The organism is Rhizobium sp. BK376 (assembly GCF_004341625.1).
Taxonomy (GTDB): Bacteria; Pseudomonadota; Alphaproteobacteria; order Rhizobiales; family Rhizobiaceae; genus Rhizobium.
In genome coordinates this window covers 112581-130385 of the sequence record NZ_SLZG01000006.1, presented here as the reverse complement: position 1 = coordinate 130385, position 17805 = coordinate 112581, and the positions used below count along the sequence as shown (strand labels likewise).

The window sequence follows — 17805 nt, the reverse complement described above, 5'->3', positions numbered from 1 at the left end:
CTCAGGCGTCCTTCATACGGAATTCGGTGAGCGCATCGCGATTGATCTCGATGCCGAGGCCCGGGCCGTCAGGGATGGCAACCACACCGCCCACATGCTCGATCGGCGTCTTGACGATCGCCTGACGGAAGGGATTGTCGGTCCGGTCAAATTCGAGAATGGGCTCGATCGGATTGACCCGAACCGGGCTCGGGATCATGGCCGCCATGAATTGAAGGGCGGCCGCAATATGAACGGCCGTGCCCCAGACGTGCGGCACGACGCGAATGCCATGAAGTGCGGCAAGATCCGCGACACGCTTGGCCTCGGTAAAGCCGCCAACGCCGGCCAGATCCGGCTGGACAATGTCGACGGCGCGAGTTTCGATCGGCTCGCGCATGCCCCAGCGCGTGTGCCAGGTCTCGCCGCCGGCAACCGGGATCGGCTGGTTGGCGCGAACCTGGCGATAGGCGCCGAGCTGCTCAGGCACGACGGGCTCTTCGTACCAGTCGATCCCGTATTCCGCCGCGCGGCGGCCGAGCTCGACCGCCTCCATCGCATCATAGCCATGGTTGGCGTCGATCATCAGCCTGAGATCGGAACCGATCGCGTCGCGCACAGCACGGATGACGCGCAGATCCTCTTCGACATTGAAGCCGATCTTGATCTTAACGGCGTGGAAGCCTGCCTCCGCGTGGCGCTTGGTTTCGGCAGCGTTGTCCTCGACGCGGTCGACGCCGTCGCGTTTGAAGCTGCCCGTCGCATAGGCGCGCACACTCTCGCGAAAACGACCGCCGAGGAGGGTCGAGACCGGCACGCCGAAATGCTTGCCCTTGATGTCCCAGAGCGCAATGTCGATGCCCGACAGCGCCGTGATCGTCAGGCCGCGCTGGCCTTGGTCGCGTAGCGCATTGTAGAGAGTGGCCCAGATCTTCTCGGTTTCGAGTGGGTCGGCACCGATCAGCCTGGAAGCATAGGCTTCGACCACGGCCGCATTGGGCCGCGCCGGACCGAGGCATTCGCCCCAGCCCGTCGTGCCGTCGTCGCAGACGATCTCCACCAGGATGTGCGAGCGACGGTCGAAGCGCATGGAGGCGCTTTCGAACGGCGTCGGCATCTTGTAGTCGAGGAGATGGGTGCGGACGGCTGAGATCTTCATGGTCTTAGCGCTTCCAGGGCGCGATCAGCTTGTCGAGCATGGCGTCTTCTTCCGCTGTCAGGTCGTCGAGCGGCGGGCGAACCTTGCCGGCGGCAAAACCCTGCAGGCGCACGCCCGCCTTTATGGCGGCAACCGCATAGCCCTTGCGGCGGGCGCGGATCGCCATGAAGGGATAGAAGAAGTCCTTCAGGATTTCCTCGCAACGGGCACGTTCCCCAGCGCGCAACGCCTTGTAGAACTCTACGGCGAGGGCTGGCACGAAGTTGAAAACGGCCGAAGAATAGGTGGTGAAGCCGGCGCCGAGATAGGCTTCGGCGTAAAGTTCCGCCGTCGGCATGCCGCCGAGATAGGTCAGGCGATCGCCCATGGTCGCCGTGATCTGGCGCACGAGGCCGATATCGCCCGTGCCGTCCTTGAAGCCGACGAGGTTCGGGCATTCGTCGCAAAGACGCTTCAGTGTATCGACTGACAGCACCGAATTGTCACGGTTATAAACCATGACGCCGATGCCGACCGACTGGCAGATACGCTTCACATGGGCATAGAGCCCTTCCTGCGGGGCATCGATCAGGTAGTGCGGCAGAAGCAGGATACCATCGGCGCCCGCTTTTTCGACATTGCGGGCAAGCTCGACGCCGACATGGGTGCCGAAGCCGCAGCCGGAAACGATCGCCGTCTTGCCGGCCGCTTCCTTGGCTGACTTGACGATGCCGGGGATTTCATCGGGAGACAGCGAGAAGAATTCGCCCGTGCCGCCGGCGGCGAACAGGACAGGAGCATCATAGCCGGCAAGCCATTCAATGTGGCGCTGGTAGGTGTCCTGACGAAACTTTCCTTCGTCGTCAAAATGCGTCACGGGGAACGACAAAAGGCCTGCGCCGAGCGCTTCCTTGATTTCTTGCGGGGTCATTTGGCTTTCCTCTTCTGCCTCCTCAGGCAGGATTTGTCATATAGGCACGCAAGATTCCTGTCAATAATTTATCATACAGGTTTCCGCTGCTCGCGGAGCAGGGCGCGATAGCGCTCCTGGCTGCCGCGCAAGTGGCGCCGCATCGCGTTGCGGGCCGCCTCTTCGTCGCCGTCCGAGATGGCAACGACGATCTCGTGGTGCTCGGCGTCGATGAGCCGGATATAGTTGATCTGGTCCGCTTCGGTATCCCCGTCGCGGACAGCGGCGCGCGGAATGACGCGCGGGCCGATCATGGCGAGAAACTCCCGGAAGCGCGGGTTGTTCGTCGCCTCGGCGATGGCGAGATGGAGCGCGAAATCGGCCTCGCTGGTCGGAGCTCCGGCCTCAAGACATTGGCGCAGCGCGTGATGGTGCTCGAAGATCGTCTCCTCTTGCGCCGGCGAGCGTCGAAGCGCTGCAAGCCCTGCTGCCTCGACTTCGACAGCGGTTCGCAACTCCAGCAATTCGATGATGGAGGAGACCCGGGCTAGGTCGGGTTGTAGGACAGGTTGGGCCGGCTGCTCCAGAACGAAGACGCCGGCACCCTGTTGGGCTTCCACCAGGCCGTCAGCGCGTAGGGCCGCGATCGCCTCGCGCACCACTGTCCGGCTGACGCCATGCGTCTCCGTCAGCTGCGATTCGCTCGGCAGTTTCCCGCCCGGCGGGAATTGTCCGGTGACGATGGCATGGCGTAGGGTGTCGCTTAGCCGCGCAACCAGGGTCTTCGATCGTGATTCCGTCTGCGGCTTTGCCTGGATGGCCACGCTTGCTTCTCCCAAACCCAGTGTGGCTGAGAAGGAAAACACTGGGGGAACTCATATGTCAAGTTGATCTCATAAACCTCTGCACCGTCAGTTTGTTGACGGAGGCGTATCAACATGTATGATGAGTTCAGATAACAAGATTGCATATTCGAAGGAGGATTATTGTGCGACGTTTGCTGATCACGGGTGCAGGCGGGGGATTGGGCCGTGCTATGCGCAACAGGCTGGCATCCATGGCCGAAACGCTGCGTCTTTCCGACATCGTCGATCTCGGGGAGGCTGGTCCCAACGAGGAGATCGTCACCTGCGATCTCGGCGATGCAGAGGCCGTTCATCGGCTCGTCGAGGGCTGCGATGCGATCCTGCATCTCGGCGGCATCTCCGTCGAGGACAAGTTTTCCAAGATTCTCAACGCCAATCTTCTTGGGCTCTACAATCTCTATGAGGCGGCACGCGCCCATGGAAAGCCGCGCATTCTCTTTGCAAGCTCCAACCACACAGTCGGTTTCTATCGACAGGACGAGCATCTCGACGTGACCGATCCGATGAAGCCGGACGGGCTTTACGGCGTGTCGAAATGCTTCGGCGAAGCACTTGCGAGAATGTATTTCGAAAAATTCGGGCAGGAGACGGCGATCGTCCGGATCGGCAGCTGCATGGAGAAGCCGACCAACTACCGCATGCTCTCCACCTGGATGTCCTACGACGATTTCACCGACCTGATCGGCTGCGTCTTCCGCGCGCCGATGCTCTGCTGCCCTGTTATCTGGGGTGTGTCGGACAACAATAGCCGCTGGTGGGATAATTCCGCAGCAAGCTTCCTCGGCTGGCGTCCGAAGGACAATGCGGAACGTTTCCGCGCCGAGCTTGAGGCCACCGTTCCGAGGCCGGATCCGGATGCGCCGATCGCCAAATATCAGGGCGGCCAGTTCACGCAGGATCCGATCTTTTCGGAAAACTGACCGAGGGAGAGGAGGCTGTAGCTTCCGATTCCATCTATCGATTGCAGCGGCGCGGGATTTTGGTCCCTCGTCGCAAGTCTTTCTGGATGGCTCTGCCTCTTGCGCCTCAGGCTTTGCATCTGATCGCAGAATCGTCGAAATCCCGTTCAAAACAGCCCGCATTTGTCGCCCGATGTCTTGACATAAGCATTGGCGCCAGCCACGGTGAAACCGGTTTCAATCGGGATCGAGGAGGAGATCGTGCGGTTCGACCTTTCGATTCTTTGGCCCCATCTTGGCTTCCTTGCCAAGGGTGCGCTTCTGACAGCGGAAGCCTGCGCGCTGGCTTTGATAGGCAGCGTCGTGATGGGCGCTCTTGTCGCCATTGCCCGCACATCAGCCTCGAAGTCCGTCCGTAACGCCGCCTTCGTCTATGTCGATATTTTTCGCAATGTCCCGTTCATCGTCCAGCTGTTCTTCTTCTATTACGGCCTGCCCGAAATCGGGATCTACGTCGACGCCTTTACAACGGGGGTGATCGCGCTTTCGATTGCGGGTGGCGCCTATGCCTCGGATGTCATTCGCGCCGGTATTCTCGCAATAGACCAAGGCATTATCGAAGCTGCCGAGGTGAGCGGTCTTTCGCGGCGGATCATCTTCACGAAGATCGTGCTGCCGATCGCGCTGCGTACGTCGATCCGGCCGCTCGGCTCGGTGCTGATCAACATGATCCTGACTTCCTCGATCCTCTCGACCATTACGCTGAACGAGTTGACGGGCTCGGCGCAGATTGTGGTCTCGCAAACCTATCGGCCCTTTGAGGTTTATGTCGTGCTTCTGGTCGCCTACGCCGCGCTGACCTATCTCGTCTCGCTCGGCATTGCGCTGCTTCACCGCCGTCTCAACCGCGACATGATGGAGGCGGTGGACTGATGCGCTTCTCGGATTTCACGCCTTATGATATCTGGCTGCTGTTGCAGGGGCTTGGCGTCAGCGTCGGTCTGTTCCTTGTCACGTCGGCGATCGGGCTTCTCATCGGCACCATCTTCGCTGTCTGCCGCTTCTATCGCATTCCGATATTGACTGCGGTCATCGGCTTCCTGACCGAGCTTTTGAAGAATTCGCCGGTGCTGGTGCAGCTCTTTCTCGTCTTTTTCGGGCTTCCCGGCCTTCTTCATATCCGCGTCACGCCGGCGACGGCTGCTACGATCACGCTTTCGGCCAATACTGCCGCCTTCGTCTATGTCATCGCGGTCTCGGCTATCGAATCGATCGGCCGCGACCAGATCGAGGCCGCACGTGTCTTCGGCCTTACCCGATGGCAGGTGCTGCGCCATGTCGTAGCGCCGCAGGCTATGGCCTTTGCCATCGGGCCGTTGACGGCGCTCATGGTCAACCAGTTGCAGGTCACCTCGCTGATATCTGTCATCGGCGTTGTCGATCTGACGAAGATCGGCAACATCCTCAACATGCGCACGCTGAAGCCCTTCATCGTGTGGACCGCCGTTGGCTTGCTCTACTATGTCTGCGCGAAGCTTCTTGCCAAGCTCGGCACCCGATTTGAAAACCGGCTCAGGGCGCATGCCGCCTGGAGAGGGCTCTGATATGCTGAAAGTCGAAAATGTCCGGAAATCCTTCGGCTCCGCTACCGTTCTTGACGGAGTTAACCTGACGATCAATCCCGGCGAAGTGGTCTCTATCCTCGGATCCTCGGGTTCCGGCAAGTCGACGCTGATCCGCTGTATCAACGGGCTGGAGAAGCTGAATGGCGGTGCCATCACCGTCGACAATTTCGATGTGAGCAAGCCGAATGAGCTGGCCGAAGCGCGCAAGCGCTCCGCCACGGTGTTCCAGCTCTTCAATCTCTATCCGCACATGACAGTGATTGGAAACATCACGCTGGCGCCGATCGAGGTGCTCAAGAAGCCACGGGCCGAGGCCGAAGCTGCGGCGCGTGCGCTCTTACAGTCCGTTGGCCTCGGTGACCGCGCCGAGGCCTATCCGGCGCAATTGTCCGGCGGTCAGCGGCAGCGCGTCGGCATATGCCGGGCGCTGGCCATGCAGCCGCGCTATCTGCTGCTCGACGAAGTGACGAGCGCGCTTGATCCGGAAATGACGGCAGAGGTCTTGACGATCCTCGCCAAGCTGGCGGCTGAGGGGACGACGATGCTGTTCGTCACCCATGAGGTCGAATTTGCCAGGCAGATTTCCAACCGCGTCGTCTTCCTCGACAAGGGCAAGCTGCTCGTCGACCTGCCCACCAAGGATTTCTTTTCCGCCGAAGGCGGCATGGCGAATTCGCGCATCGCCCAGTTCCTTTCCAAAATGCGCAAAGATTAGAGGTATTCATGCTGCTCTTGGCCAATAAAGAAGCCTGGCCCGGTTTCCCGACAACGGTGCAGATGCTGCGAGATGGCGCCATCAGCCTCGACGCCATGGTCGCCGGCATCAGCAAGGTGGAAAGCGAAGTGAAGGTACGCAGCGTCGGCTACGGCGGCTGGCCCAATATGATCGGCGACATGGAGCTCGATGCGGCCGTCATGGACGGCAACACGCGTGATGTCGGCACCGTCGGCGCCGTACCGAACACGCTTCCCGTTGCCCGTCTTGCACACGAAGTGATGAAGCGCCTGCCGCATGTCATGCTGACGGGAAATGGCGCACGGCGGTTTGCAAGTGAAATCGGTTTCGCCGAAGATGACGTGTTGTTTGCCGATAGCAAGCGCGTCTGGTGGGAGCGGCTCGAAAAGGAATTGTCGCCGGAGGATCTAGCGAAGTTCCCGGATATCCCGCTCGCGCCGCTCAGCCGGGCGATCACCGATCCCGAGCGCGTGCGTGATACGACCGTCTTCCTCTCGGCCGACCCGGCGCGCGGCATTCATGCGGCCACGTCAACCTCCGGCTGGGCCTGGAAATATCCTGGTCGCCTCGGCGACAGCCCCATTCCCGGCGCCGGCTTTTATGCCGATAGCCGTTACGGCGCGGCGGCCTGCACCCATACCGGCGAGATGACCATGCGCTGCTCGACGGCACGGACGGTCGTTCTCGCGCTCAAATTCGGCTATTCGCTTTCCGACGCCGTCAAGCTGGCGGTCGAGGAGCTCAACGAACTGACCTCCGGCTTCTTGGCAGGCGTTGTCATTCACGCCGTCGATGCAAAGGGAAACCATGAGGTGGTGAATTTCAGATGCGAGGGCGAGATTCGCTACTGGCTCTGGGAGGACTCGATGCCCGAACCTGAACTGCGGGCAGCGAAATCGGCATAAACAAAAGAGGGAAATCAATCAATGAAACGCATTCTCACTGCTGTGGCAGCGCTGGCAATCGTTGTCGGTTCGGCACTGCCGTCCGTTGCCGGCATGCTGGACGATATTCGCTCCCGCGGTACGATCCGTATCGGTGTTTCGCTTGGCGGAGAGCCGATCGGCTTCCGCGACGATCAGAACAATCCTGTCGGCTATGACGTCGACGTCGCCAAGCGGCTGGCGGAGAAGATCGGCGTGCCTGTCGAATTCACCGACGTTTCCGGCGATGCGCGTATCTCCATGCTGGTGTCAGGCCAGATCGACGTGGCGATCGCCAATACCTCGGCCACGCTCGAGCGCGCCAAGGTCGTCGATTTCTCGATTCCCTATAACCGCGCCGGCCTGCGTGTCATCGTCCAGAAGGATGCCGGCATCAAGGATCTCAAGGATCTCGCCGGCAAGAAGGTCGTCGTCGGTCGCGGCACGACGGGTGAAACCTTCCTGAAGACGGCCGTGCCGGATGCGCAGCTGGTCTATGTCGATCAGTTCGCGCCAGATGGCGTTCTCCAGCTTCAGCAGAAGCGTGTCGATGCGGCAATCGAGGACTCTTCGCTGCTCGACTACCTTGCCACCAAAAACCCGTCGCTGGTGACCCTGCCGGGTCTTTATTCCAACGATCCGATCGGCATTGCCGTCGCCAAGGGCGACCCGGAGTTCGTCCGCTGGCTCGACATGTTCGTCTCCGACTACATTCAGTCGGGCGCCTATCAGGCAAATTACAAGAAGTGGTGGGGTCCGGAATCCAACCCGCCGGCATTGAACCCGCAGTGGTAATGTGAGGGGCAGGCCGCTTTCGGGCGGCCTGTCCCTCTACGACGTCAATCGCGGAAAGAAGCGCGTCGGTACGATGACAGGCGGCTGGCCGGCGTGGAATTCGCCGGGATTGGCGATGAATTCGACCATCTGGCGCGCATAGACATTCTTGTCGTAGCCGATGGAGGAAATCGGATAGGCGTCGAAATCCGTCAGCGACAGATTGTCAAACCCGTAAAGCCTGAAGCGGCTTGGCTTGTTCTTGGGAAAATCCGCGCGGCATACGTCGAGAATACCCATTGCCATCGCGTCCGACGTGCAGAAGATCGCCTCCGGACAGTCATCGCCGGTAAGGATAGCCGCGGCGGCATGACCGCTCTCATAGGAATAATCGCCTTGGACCGTCCTCACCAGCTCTATGTGGTTTTCGGCAAAGCCTCGTTTGTAAAAGGCTATGCGTGCCTGCTCGACGGGCGAGGATGCACGGCCGGTCACAAGCCCGGCGCGCTTGACGCCCTTGGCGGCTGCATCGGAAACTGCTTCCGCAATGCCGCTGCCCTCGTCGGGAATGACGACGGGCGAAAGGTTGTCGTGCAGTCCGTTCAGCATGACCACGAGATCAGAGCGGAACATGCGCCGCACGGTCGCCGCATCAGCGAAATCGGAAAAGACCAGTGCCGCGTCGACATGATAAGCGACACCGTTGCGCAAAAATTCCTCGACGTGGCCGACCGAGCCGATGCGGATGATGACGACCTGCTTGCCGATCGCCTGGATCTGGTCGATCAGCCGGTCGAAAAGATCGAGATCGGAAAGATCGTGAATATGGTTGACGACGACAGCCACCAGATTGACCGTCTTGGTGGTCAGGCTCTGCGCGAGCAGGTTCGGCTTGTAACCGAGCGAGGCTGCGGCCTGGATCACGCGCTCGCGCTTTTCGGCCGAAATCGGCCTCGGCTCGTTCGAAAGCGCCCTGCTTGCGGCCGCGCGCGAGACACCCGCAAGCTGCGCAACATCGGCAATCGTCGGAGCGGAGTGGCGGCCTGGTCTGTCGTTCATGCTACGCTTTCTCAATTGTCATGGCGTGATAGCACACGCACCAGTATCTCCGTCACCGGAAACACGCATTCATCCATAGAGAAACAGCGGAAAGCAACTCGCGCCTCGCTATCCGCTACATCTCATCAAAGTTCGAAGATCGCCTAAAGGGAGGAACCAATATGCCAATTAAGCTTGCCCCGGTCGCCTTGCCGGATTTTGGACCGCTCGGTGAACAGCCGAAGATACCGCCGCAGACCTATGCCGCCCGCGCCGATGCGGCGTTGAAGGCGTCCGGCACGGATTGGCTTGTCGTCTATGCTGACCGTGAGCATTTCGGAAATATCATATTCCTCTCCGGCTTCGAGCCGCGCTTCGAGGAAGCTCTGTTGCTGCTCGGACCGAACGGCAAGCGGATCATCATCACGGGCAATGAATCGGTCTCCTACACGGTGCTTGCCGGCCTGCCCGGCATCGAGGTCTTACGCGCCCAGACCTTCAGCTTGATGGGCCAGACGCGTGCGGACGATCCACGTCTCAGCGATCGCCTCCGCGACGCCGGCTTGAAACCGGGCGACTCGATAGGGCTCGTCGGCTGGAAATATCTCGGCGCAGACGAGGATCAGGATCACTCCAACCTGTTCTTCGTGCCGGACTTTGTCGTCGCGGTCCTTCGACGGTTGATCGGGCCGAACAGCACGCTGAAGGACGCGACCCCTGTCCTCATGCATGCGGAGAAAGGTCTGCGCGCGGTTGTCGATCTAGACCAGCTCGCTGCGTTCGAATGGGCGGCGGCGCGCTGCTCTACTGCACTCTGGCGCGTTGTGGCAGGCGTGCGCGAGGGCGATAGCGAGTTCGAGGCGCTCCGACGTCTCGGCTACGAGGGTGATCCGCTGAACGTCCACACCATGTTTGCATCGGTCAGTGCCGGAGAAAACATCGTCGGGCTGCGCAGCCCGACGGCTCGCCGGATGAAGAAGGGCGACGGTGTAACGACTGCCCTTGGTTTCTGGGGTGCGCTCTCCTCGCGCGCGGGTCTGCTGACCGATCACGACGAGAGCTTCCTGACGCCCGCCAAGGCCTATTTCGAGGCCTTGATCACATGGTACGAGACGGCCGATATCGGTGTCGAAGGCGGCACGCTTTTCAGCGCGGTCACCGAGAAGCTGAAGTCTGCCGGGCTCGATTCCGCATTGAATCCAGGCCATCTCGGAAGCCACGAGGAGTGGCTGCATTCTCCTGTGCGTCCAGGCTCGACGGAGAAGCTGCGATCCGGCATGCCGTTTCAGGTGGATGTTATTCCCGTGCCGATGCCGGCCGGCTGGGCATTGAATTGCGAGGACGCCGTTGCCTTCGCCGATACCGATCTGCGGGAGGCCATCCGCACGCGCTATCCCGAAATGCACGCCCGAATTTCCGCTCGCCGGGCCTTCATGGCGGACGCGCTTGGCGTGTCGGTCAACGAGAATATCCTGCCGCTTGCCAATACGCCGCTCTATCTGCCTCCCTTCTGGCTGAGGTCGAACCACGTTCTCACACGGGCCTGACGGTTCGAATCGATTGGCCACGGCCCCCCAAGGTTTCCGCCGCGGCTAATGGGTGTGTTTCAAGAATAAATGTGCGGGCTGAAGCGGATGCTGTCGCGCGATCAGGTCGCGTCAAGATAAGGCTTCAGCGGCATGTCGTCGTGCCTGGGTACGGTCTGCCGTTCAATCATATGGTGGATTATCGGCGACTGTTCACCGCAGTGCAGCGCGTTCAGCCTTTCGGCGATCTCCGCATCGGCATAGGTTTGACGTTGATTGTGTCGCACATAGTCTACCCATGTCGGTAAGTGATAGCTTTCCGTCCAGACGCTTGGCTTTTCGAGATCGCGGAGCAATGCCCATTGCTTCGCGCCGTCGCGAATTCTCGCCTTGCGCCGCAGGGCCATCATCGAGAGGAAGTCTGTAATGTCCTCCTGGTCGATATTGTAATCCACCATGACGAGGATCGGTCCGCTCCGCGATCGCAAATCGAGCTGCAATTGCGGTTCGCTGAACAGGTTTGCCGGATCGAGATTGAGCGACTCAAAATCGGGTTGGCGCAGGACAAGACCGAGCAGCCCGCCGACTGCCAGTGCGCAGCTGGCGACAAGAAGCGCGCCGGTCACGCCGTGAATGTCGGCGAGCGCGCCCCAGGCCCAGCTTCCCGCCGCCATGCCGCCGAAGGTCGCCGTCTGATAGAGCGAGAGCGCACGTCCGACGACCCAGCGCGGCGTGGATAGCTGCACCGTGACATTGAACAGGGAGAAAGCCTGGACCCAGGCGACCCCTGCGGGCATGAGAATAAGACAGCTCAGCCATAGCTGATGGCTCAGCGCCAGACAGGCGCAGCTGACTGCGAGCGTGAAGAAGGCGCCGCGGATGACCCATTCATTGCTCAGGAGATCGCGAATGCGCCCGATCAACATCGCGCCACAGATTGCGCCGAGGCCGAAAAAGCCGAGCATGATGCCGTAGGTGATTGCCGTGCCCCTGATGTGGTCGCGCGCCACGAGAGGCAGCAGCGCCAGGATGACAATCGCGGTCAAACCAAAGACGAATCCGCGGCACATGACCGTCAGAAGGTTCGGCGACATCAGGACATAGCGGAATCCCGCCGACATTGCGCCACCGAAGGGTTCGCGCGGGAGCGTGCTTCTCGAGGCGTTGGTTTTCCAGCGTAACAAAGCGAAAATGAGCGCGAAATAGCAGAATACGTTGAACAGAAAAGCGAAAGGCGCGCCTGCCGTAGCAACGATGACGCCACCGATCGCCGGACCGATGCTGCGCATAAGATTGTAGCTCATGCTGTTCAGCGCGACGGCGCCCGGCAGATGCTCCCGCGGCACGACATCTCCCATGGATGCCTGCCAGGACGGATTGTGGAGAGCGCCGCCGCAGCCGATCAGGAAAGTGAAGCAGAGGAGCAGCCATGGCGTCAGGGCATGGGAATAGGAAAGTATCGCCAGCGTCGCCGATACGGACAGCATCAGCAATTGGGCGATCAGCATGATCCGCCTTCGGTCGAAATTATCGGCAAGAGCGCCGGCGGCAAGCGAGAAGATCATGACAGGCAGGGTGGTCGAGGACTGGACGAGCGCCACCATCCCGTGGGAGGTCGCCAGGCTTGTCATCAGCCAGGCGGCACCGACGCCCTCGACCAGGCCGCCGAGATTTGAAATCAGCGTTGCCGACCAAAGCAGACGAAATGTGTTCGATTGGAACGCGACGAGCGGAGAGATTCTTTTGGGCATGAGGGATTGTCGTTGTTGCTGGTCCTCGTTGCTGCGGCGCAACGTCGCCAGCACAACCGAGTCGGTTACGAACGTAACGTGGTTTGCTAAGTTTGGGAACGATTATGGAAGAATATGCTCAGAAACCGGAGCCATGCGACAAATTGCGTTAAGGGACGCTAGCGGCGGGTGTGAGTCAGAGGGAAACCGTGCGGCGGCACCTTTCCGAGCCTCTACTAACTTACTTTCGACTCTATGATGACGAAATTCCCGCTGATTAATGCGATCAGCGAATCTGGCCCATGATGCTTCATGTGCCATACTGCCTGCTTCCTGCAAGCGCTGTCATGATTGATCAGATAGTTGCATAGCCGTCGCCATCCTTCATGCGAGAGCGCGATCTTTTCGGCCGTAGAGATATCCACCCCCGATGCGGCCCTGATCTCTTTGATCAGTGCCGGCCAGGTGGCCTTCTCCTGGAAAAGTCTGTCGACCAGCACTGCAACGTCATCTCGCATTTGCATAGTGAACGGCTGCTCCGTTTCAAAGTCAGTAAGAAATTCCAATCAAAGAGCATTTTGTCAACGCCAGCGCTTGCCCGGTGGATAGACCGGGAACCGGCAGTTGCCGGATTAAAGTTACGGTGCACCAAAGTGCCATTGGAACGGCTTGCAAAAGTATCTATGTTCAGGTTCGCAACCTTCCGATTGTGGTCGCCTCCAGGGACCGGCCGCTAACCAGCACGGGCATTCATCCATGACCAAAGGCTCTGATCTCCTCGTCGCCGCACTTGAGAACGAGGGCGTCGACCGCATCTTCGGTATTCCCGGCGAAGAGAACCTCGATGTCGTCGAGTCCATTCGCAAATCATCAATTCAGCTCGTGCTTACCAGGCATGAACAGGCCGCTGCATTCATGGCAGCGACCTACGGTCGTCTGACGGGAAAGCCAGGCGTGTGCCTGACCACGCTTGGGCCGGGAGCGCTAAACCTTTCGACGGGCGCTGCCTACGCGCTGCTTGGCGCGATGCCGATGGTGATGATAACCGGCCAGAAGGGCATCCTGTCGTCCCGTCAGGCACGATTCCAGGTGGTTGATATCGTTGCTTCGATGAAGCCGCTCACCAAACTTACGCGACAAATCGTTTCGCCGCAGATGATCCCGACCATGGTCAGGGAAGCATTCAGAATTGCGCAGGAAGAAAGACCCGGACCGGTTCACCTCGAGCTTCCGGAAGATATCGCGGCCGAAGAATGCGAAGAAGTAGCACTTATAGCGCCGCATCAGCTCGAACTGCCGACGGCGAGCGACGTTGCGCTGGACCGCGCAGCCGCGCTGATCACAGCCGCCAAGCGTCCATTGCTGATGTTTGGAGCGGCGGCTTCGCGCCCCCGCTCGACCTCGGATATCGCGCAGTTCGTCATCCGAACCCGCATTCCCTACTTCACGACACAGATGGGGAAGGGGACGGTTCCGGGGGGAACCGAGCTCTATATGGGCACTGCCGCGCTCTCGGAGCGCGACTATGTCCACGAGGCGATCGAGCAGGCGGACCTCATCGTTACGATCGGCCATGACACCATCGAGAAGCCTCCGTTCATCATGGGCAAGGGCGGTCCGAAAGTCGTGCATGTGGGATATCAGCCGGCGACCGTCGAACAGGTCTATTTCCCGCAGGCTGAGGTCATCGGCGACATGGGCCCGTCACTGAAGGCTCTGGCCGATCGCCTCGAAGGCAAGCTGCCCAACGCTGGGGCTCTCATCCACTTGCGGGAGCGCATTCTCGAGCGGATTGCGGCAAGGGCGACGGAGGATCGCTTTACGCCTCAACGCCTCGTCCACGACATCCGTGAAGTCATGCCGCATGACGGCATCCTTGCGCTCGATAACGGCATGTACAAGATATGGTTCGCCCGAAACTACCGGACGCGGATGGCGAACACCCTGCTTCTCGACAACGCCCTTGCAACGATGGGGGCAGGGCTTCCATCGGCCATGGTTGCCTCGATGCTCTACCCGGAGCGGCGCGTAATGGCGATCTGCGGCGACGGCGGCTTCATGATGAATTCGCAGGAACTGGAAACCGCCGTCAGGCTGAAATTGAACCTCGTCATCCTTGTCATCGAGGACGACGCTTACGGGATGATCCGCTGGAAGCAGGCCGTCGATGAGTTCCCCGATTTCGGGATGACGTTCGGCAATCCTGATTTTGTGAAATATGCCGAATCCTATGGTGCCAAGGGCACCAGGGTGGATGACATCGGTCAGTTCAAGCAGGCTCTTGAAAATGCGTTCACGGGCGGTGGCGTCCATCTGGTGAACGTTCCCGTCGACTATTCTGAAAACGAACGTGTGTTAGTGAAGGAGCTTCGCGAGCGGCTCCCTGCAATATTGGAGTCGTGAAATGTCACTTACCATTAAGGTTCACCAGGCATTTGATCGCGCCGTCATCGCGGAGGTGCCGGCAGACGATGCGGCCGCTCTCGAACGCAAGCTTGATATAGCCGCGAAAGCTTTTTCCGATCGCGATGCCTGGATGCCGGCGCATCAGCGTATGGCGATCCTGAGGAAGGCGTCGGAACTGCTGCAAAACAACCGCGACCGTTTTGCCGTGATGATCGCCCGCGAAGGCGGCAAGCCGCTGACGGATGCGATCATCGAGGTGACGCGGGCGATAGACGGGCTCGTCAATGCGGCTGACGAACTCCGCAATTTCGGCGGCAAGGAAATCCCGATGGGGCTGACCGCCGCCAGCGTCAACCGCCTGGCCTTCACCACAAAGGAGCCGATCGGCGTCGTTGCGGCGATCTCGGCTTTCAACCACCCGCTCAATCTCATCATCCACCAGATCGCTCCGGCGATCGCCGTCGGCTGCCCCGTCATCATCAAGCCTGCCGCAACGACGCCGATCTCCTGCATCGAAGCCGTCAAGCTGCTCCGGGAAGCCGGCCTCGACGAGCGCTGGTGCCAAACATTCATTACCGACGACAACGCACTGGCCGAGGCGCTCGCAACGGATCGTCGCGTTGCGTTCTTGAGCTTCATCGGTTCGGCCAGGGTTGGCTGGTATCTGAAGAGCAAGCTGCCGCCAGGCACGAGATGTGCGCTGGAGCACGGAGGCGCTGCCCCTGTCATCGTCGATCGAAGCGCAAAGCTGGATGCGGTCGTCGGTCCGGTCGTCAAGGGCGGCTACTACCACGCCGGGCAGGTCTGCGTTTCGGTGCAGCGGATCTTCGTGCACGAGGAATTGGTCGCGGAGTTCACCGAGAGGCTTGCCTCCAAGGTCGCGGCTCTTCATGTCGGCGATCCCACCCTGAAAGAGACCGAGGTCGGTCCGCTTATCCTGCCGCGCGAGACCGAACGGGTGGCAAACTGGATCAAGGAAGCGACGGACGCCGGAACAGTGCAGCTTGGGGGAGGGCGGTTGTCGGAGACGACGCTTCTTCCTTCGGTTTTGGTGAACCCTCCTGCAGACGCCAAGGTATCGCAGCTCGAGGTCTTTGGGCCGCTGACCTGCGTCTATGGCTACCGGGAACTGGACGAGGCAATTCGCATCGCCAATTCGCTGCCCTATGCGTTCCAGGCGAGTGTATTTTCATCGGACATAGCGGTTGCTCTGAAAGCCGCCAAGCATCTGGACGCCGCCGCCGTTCTCGTGAACGACCACACGGCGTTCAGAACGGACTGGATGCCATTTGCCGGACGTCGCCAGTCGGGATATGGCGTCGGTGGCATTCCATGGACGATGGAAGAGATGGCCGACGACAAGATGGTGGTGTTCAACGGCGTGGGATGAGTGAGGCCGGCTTGTTTCGCCGGCCCCGCCCTGATCAACAATCCCGGCAACAATTTTCGTCTCCGAGGACGGTGAGCGTTCATTCCGCCGCCACCAGCGGTTGACAAATTGCCGCAGGCCCATAATCTGCGTTCAGCTTTGGTAATTGTCGTTTTTCGGAGACGAAGACAATGCTGGTGCCTTTGAGCGGCATGCAGATCTGGCCAAGCATATGAGATGGCTGCGGCTTGCCGGTCTTGTTGGGTTCATGGCGGCCTCAGCTGCGAGTGCCGGGACCGTTGATGCGGTTACCCAGCGCGGCAGCTTGAGAATTGGCTACATCGCCGACGAGGCGCCATTCTCCTCCAGCAAGCCGAACGCAAAGCCGATGGGATACGCCATCGACCTCTGCGAAAAGGTGGCTAACGAAGTCGAGCACGCGGTTCCCAACGTGAAGCGCGAGTACGTCGAAATGACGCTCGCGAACGGCTTCGATGCGGTCAAGAGTGGTCAGATCGACCTGCTTTGCGGGGCGATCACCGTTAATCTGCAAAGGCGAGAAATCGTCGACTTCTCGCAGCCCATCTTCCTGACTGGCGCAAGCGCGCTGCTGCGCAAGGATTCGCCCGACTACCTGCAAAATCTTTTTCTCGATAGGCCCGGTGCCCGTGCCGTCAGCCAGCCTGTCGCCACCAGCGTCATCGGCGTGCGCGCAGACACGACGACGGGGGCGATTTTGGGTGAGGCACGCAGCATGGAGGAGTCGAAAACCCGGATCGCCGATTTCGACACTCATGAAGACGGGCTTAGGGCGCTGGAGGAGCACAAGATCGATGCCTATTTTGCCGATCAGGTGCTGCTTATGAGCCTGATCAAGCGAGCCCGCAATCCGTCGGCGCTCGAGGTTGGCGACCGCCTGTTCACCCATGAACCCTATGCAATCGCCCTGAAGCGCGACGACGCCGACTTCCGTCTGCTGGTCGATAGGGCGCTGACGGATTTCTACCTGTCGGATGATTTTCTGCCGCTGCTCAAGACTTATTTCGGCAACGAAGCGCCGATGTTGCACACGCAAATCCTGATGGAGCATGTGCCGTAGCATCCAGGACAGTCGTGTCTCAGGACGACGGTACGCGCGGATCCTCTACCAGGTAGAACTCGGGAACCGGTGTCAGGTCGGTGATGAAAAAGCCAAATGCCGCCCTGTCCATGGGATCGACATGACCATCGTCAAAGCGCAGCATGTCGGCGCTCTCGAAGTGGTTCTCAAAATGGGCGAACCGGTCGGACGAGATGAAGTCAGGATTGGGGTTCATCTGGTCGAATGACAGGCCGTCATAGAAGTCGCTCGGTTTGCCGCGAATCTCCTGAAGCTCGAAGTCGAATCCGATCCAGCCCAATCCGCTCTTGTTCCGAGTGACAACGCGCAGATGGAAGGCGCCCTCCGGAAATTTCAGAGATTCAAGTGGCTTTGCGGCCCTCATAACAAGCGTCACCGGGTTGACCGTATAAAGTTCCTCGCTGATTTCGATCGGATCGATTGCTGTGCCTGAGCCTTTGATCGACAGGATGCGAAAGCCGCCAAGCTCATCAGAGAAGGAATAGTCCCCGGCATACCAGCGTCCGTCGTCAGCCGGCCCGGCACTGATGAGTGACAGTGACAGCAATGCGGCCGGAATTCGCAAGCAACGCGTCATGGATCCGTTCCCCTGCTGGAGTATCGCACCGGAGCGGCGAATTTCAATACTGTTGCAGCGGGTGAAGTCGCCTAAAGGGCGCAATAGTGTGGAGCGAAATCCAAAACTCAAAGACGTGATAGGGCGGCATCGCTTTGATGGCGACGCCGATCTGCTTTATCGCTGAATTCGACCCTGGATGCTTCCCAC

General features: G+C 60.0%; 17 protein-coding genes. 10 read left to right on the top strand and 7 right to left on the bottom strand.

Annotated elements, in window-relative coordinates; all coding sequences use genetic code 11:
• Position 1 precedes the first annotated feature (1 nt).
• The 3 genes from EV561_RS16980 to EV561_RS16970 all read right to left on the bottom strand — a co-directional run bounded on the left by EV561_RS16980 (position 2) and on the right by EV561_RS16970 (position 2851).
• A complete protein-coding gene (locus EV561_RS16980) occupies positions 2-1138 on the bottom strand; it encodes a mandelate racemase/muconate lactonizing enzyme family protein (RefSeq protein ID WP_132523476.1) in 1137 nt (378 codons plus the stop codon).
• Positions 1139-1142: 4 nt separating this feature from the next.
• A complete protein-coding gene (gene kdgD / locus EV561_RS16975; protein WP_132523475.1) occupies positions 1143-2048 on the bottom strand; it encodes a 5-dehydro-4-deoxyglucarate dehydratase in 906 nt (301 codons plus the stop codon).
• 71 nt (positions 2049-2119) lie between these two features.
• Positions 2120-2851, bottom strand: coding sequence for a FadR/GntR family transcriptional regulator (locus EV561_RS16970; RefSeq protein WP_132523474.1), 732 nt, complete (start codon positions 2849-2851; stop codon positions 2120-2122).
• Between the two features lie 164 nt (positions 2852-3015).
• On the opposite strand from EV561_RS16970, the gene EV561_RS16965 reads away from it, so the two are divergent.
• The 6 genes from EV561_RS16965 (at position 3016) to EV561_RS16940 (ending at position 7871) form a co-directional block, all read left to right on the top strand.
• Positions 3016-3813 carry an NAD(P)-dependent oxidoreductase gene (locus tag EV561_RS16965; protein WP_132523473.1) on the top strand — a complete coding sequence of 266 codons (798 nt, stop codon included), beginning with the start codon at positions 3016-3018 and terminating at the stop codon, positions 3811-3813.
• A 240-nt stretch (positions 3814-4053) separates the two neighbouring features.
• A complete protein-coding gene (locus EV561_RS16960) occupies positions 4054-4725 on the top strand; it encodes an amino acid ABC transporter permease (RefSeq protein ID WP_132523472.1) in 672 nt (223 codons plus the stop codon).
• A complete protein-coding gene (locus EV561_RS16955; RefSeq protein WP_132523471.1) occupies positions 4725-5396 on the top strand; it encodes an amino acid ABC transporter permease in 672 nt (223 codons plus the stop codon). The genes EV561_RS16960 and EV561_RS16955 overlap by 1 nt, the downstream gene beginning before the upstream one ends.
• A 1-nt stretch (position 5397) precedes the next feature.
• Complete coding sequence (locus EV561_RS16950; RefSeq protein ID WP_132523470.1) at positions 5398-6132, top strand: amino acid ABC transporter ATP-binding protein; 735 nt, start codon at positions 5398-5400, stop codon at positions 6130-6132.
• A gap of 8 nt (positions 6133-6140) precedes the next feature.
• Positions 6141-7058, top strand: coding sequence for an isoaspartyl peptidase/L-asparaginase (locus tag EV561_RS16945; protein ID WP_132523469.1), 918 nt, complete (start codon positions 6141-6143; stop codon positions 7056-7058).
• A 21-nt stretch (positions 7059-7079) separates the two neighbouring features.
• On the top strand, positions 7080-7871 hold the full coding sequence (locus EV561_RS16940; RefSeq protein WP_132523468.1) for a transporter substrate-binding domain-containing protein: 792 nt from the start codon (positions 7080-7082) through the stop codon (positions 7869-7871).
• 36 nt (positions 7872-7907) lie between these two features.
• Here EV561_RS16940 and EV561_RS16935 read toward each other — a convergent pair whose 3' ends face one another.
• Positions 7908-8909, bottom strand: a complete 1002-nt coding sequence (locus EV561_RS16935) for a LacI family DNA-binding transcriptional regulator (RefSeq protein ID WP_132523467.1) — start codon at positions 8907-8909, stop codon at positions 7908-7910.
• Positions 8910-9070: 161 nt separating this feature from the next.
• Between EV561_RS16935 and EV561_RS16930 the strand changes: the two genes are divergently transcribed.
• The gene (locus EV561_RS16930) at positions 9071-10435 is read left to right on the top strand and encodes a M24 family metallopeptidase (protein WP_132523466.1); all 1365 of its coding nucleotides are present in this window, start codon (positions 9071-9073) and stop codon (positions 10433-10435) included.
• A gap of 101 nt (positions 10436-10536) precedes the next feature.
• Here EV561_RS16930 and EV561_RS16925 read toward each other — a convergent pair whose 3' ends face one another.
• Together EV561_RS16925 and EV561_RS16920 are read right to left on the bottom strand one after the other, a co-directional pair.
• The gene (locus tag EV561_RS16925) at positions 10537-12165 is read right to left on the bottom strand and encodes an MFS transporter (protein ID WP_132523465.1); all 1629 of its coding nucleotides are present in this window, start codon (positions 12163-12165) and stop codon (positions 10537-10539) included.
• 215 nt (positions 12166-12380) lie between these two features.
• Positions 12381-12710 (bottom strand): hypothetical protein, encoded by a 330-nt coding sequence (locus tag EV561_RS16920; protein WP_132523464.1) that lies wholly within the window; start codon positions 12708-12710, stop codon positions 12381-12383.
• Positions 12711-12900: 190 nt separating this feature from the next.
• Here EV561_RS16920 and EV561_RS16915 point away from each other — a divergent pair, with 190 nt between their 5' ends.
• From EV561_RS16915 to EV561_RS16905, 3 genes are all read left to right on the top strand, one after another.
• Positions 12901-14547, top strand: coding sequence for an acetolactate synthase large subunit (locus EV561_RS16915; RefSeq protein WP_132523463.1), 1647 nt, complete (start codon positions 12901-12903; stop codon positions 14545-14547).
• Between the two features lies 1 nt (position 14548).
• Positions 14549-15940, top strand: coding sequence for an aldehyde dehydrogenase family protein (locus EV561_RS16910; protein ID WP_132523462.1), 1392 nt, complete (start codon positions 14549-14551; stop codon positions 15938-15940).
• 211 nt (positions 15941-16151) lie between these two features.
• Complete coding sequence (locus EV561_RS16905) at positions 16152-17018, top strand: amino acid ABC transporter substrate-binding protein (protein WP_132523461.1); 867 nt, start codon at positions 16152-16154, stop codon at positions 17016-17018.
• A 19-nt stretch (positions 17019-17037) separates the two neighbouring features.
• Here EV561_RS16905 and EV561_RS16900 read toward each other — a convergent pair whose 3' ends face one another.
• Positions 17038-17616: a hypothetical protein gene (locus EV561_RS16900; RefSeq protein WP_132523460.1), complete on the bottom strand. Its 579-nt coding sequence runs from the start codon at positions 17614-17616 to the stop codon at positions 17038-17040.
• Positions 17617-17805: the final 189 nt, after the last annotated feature.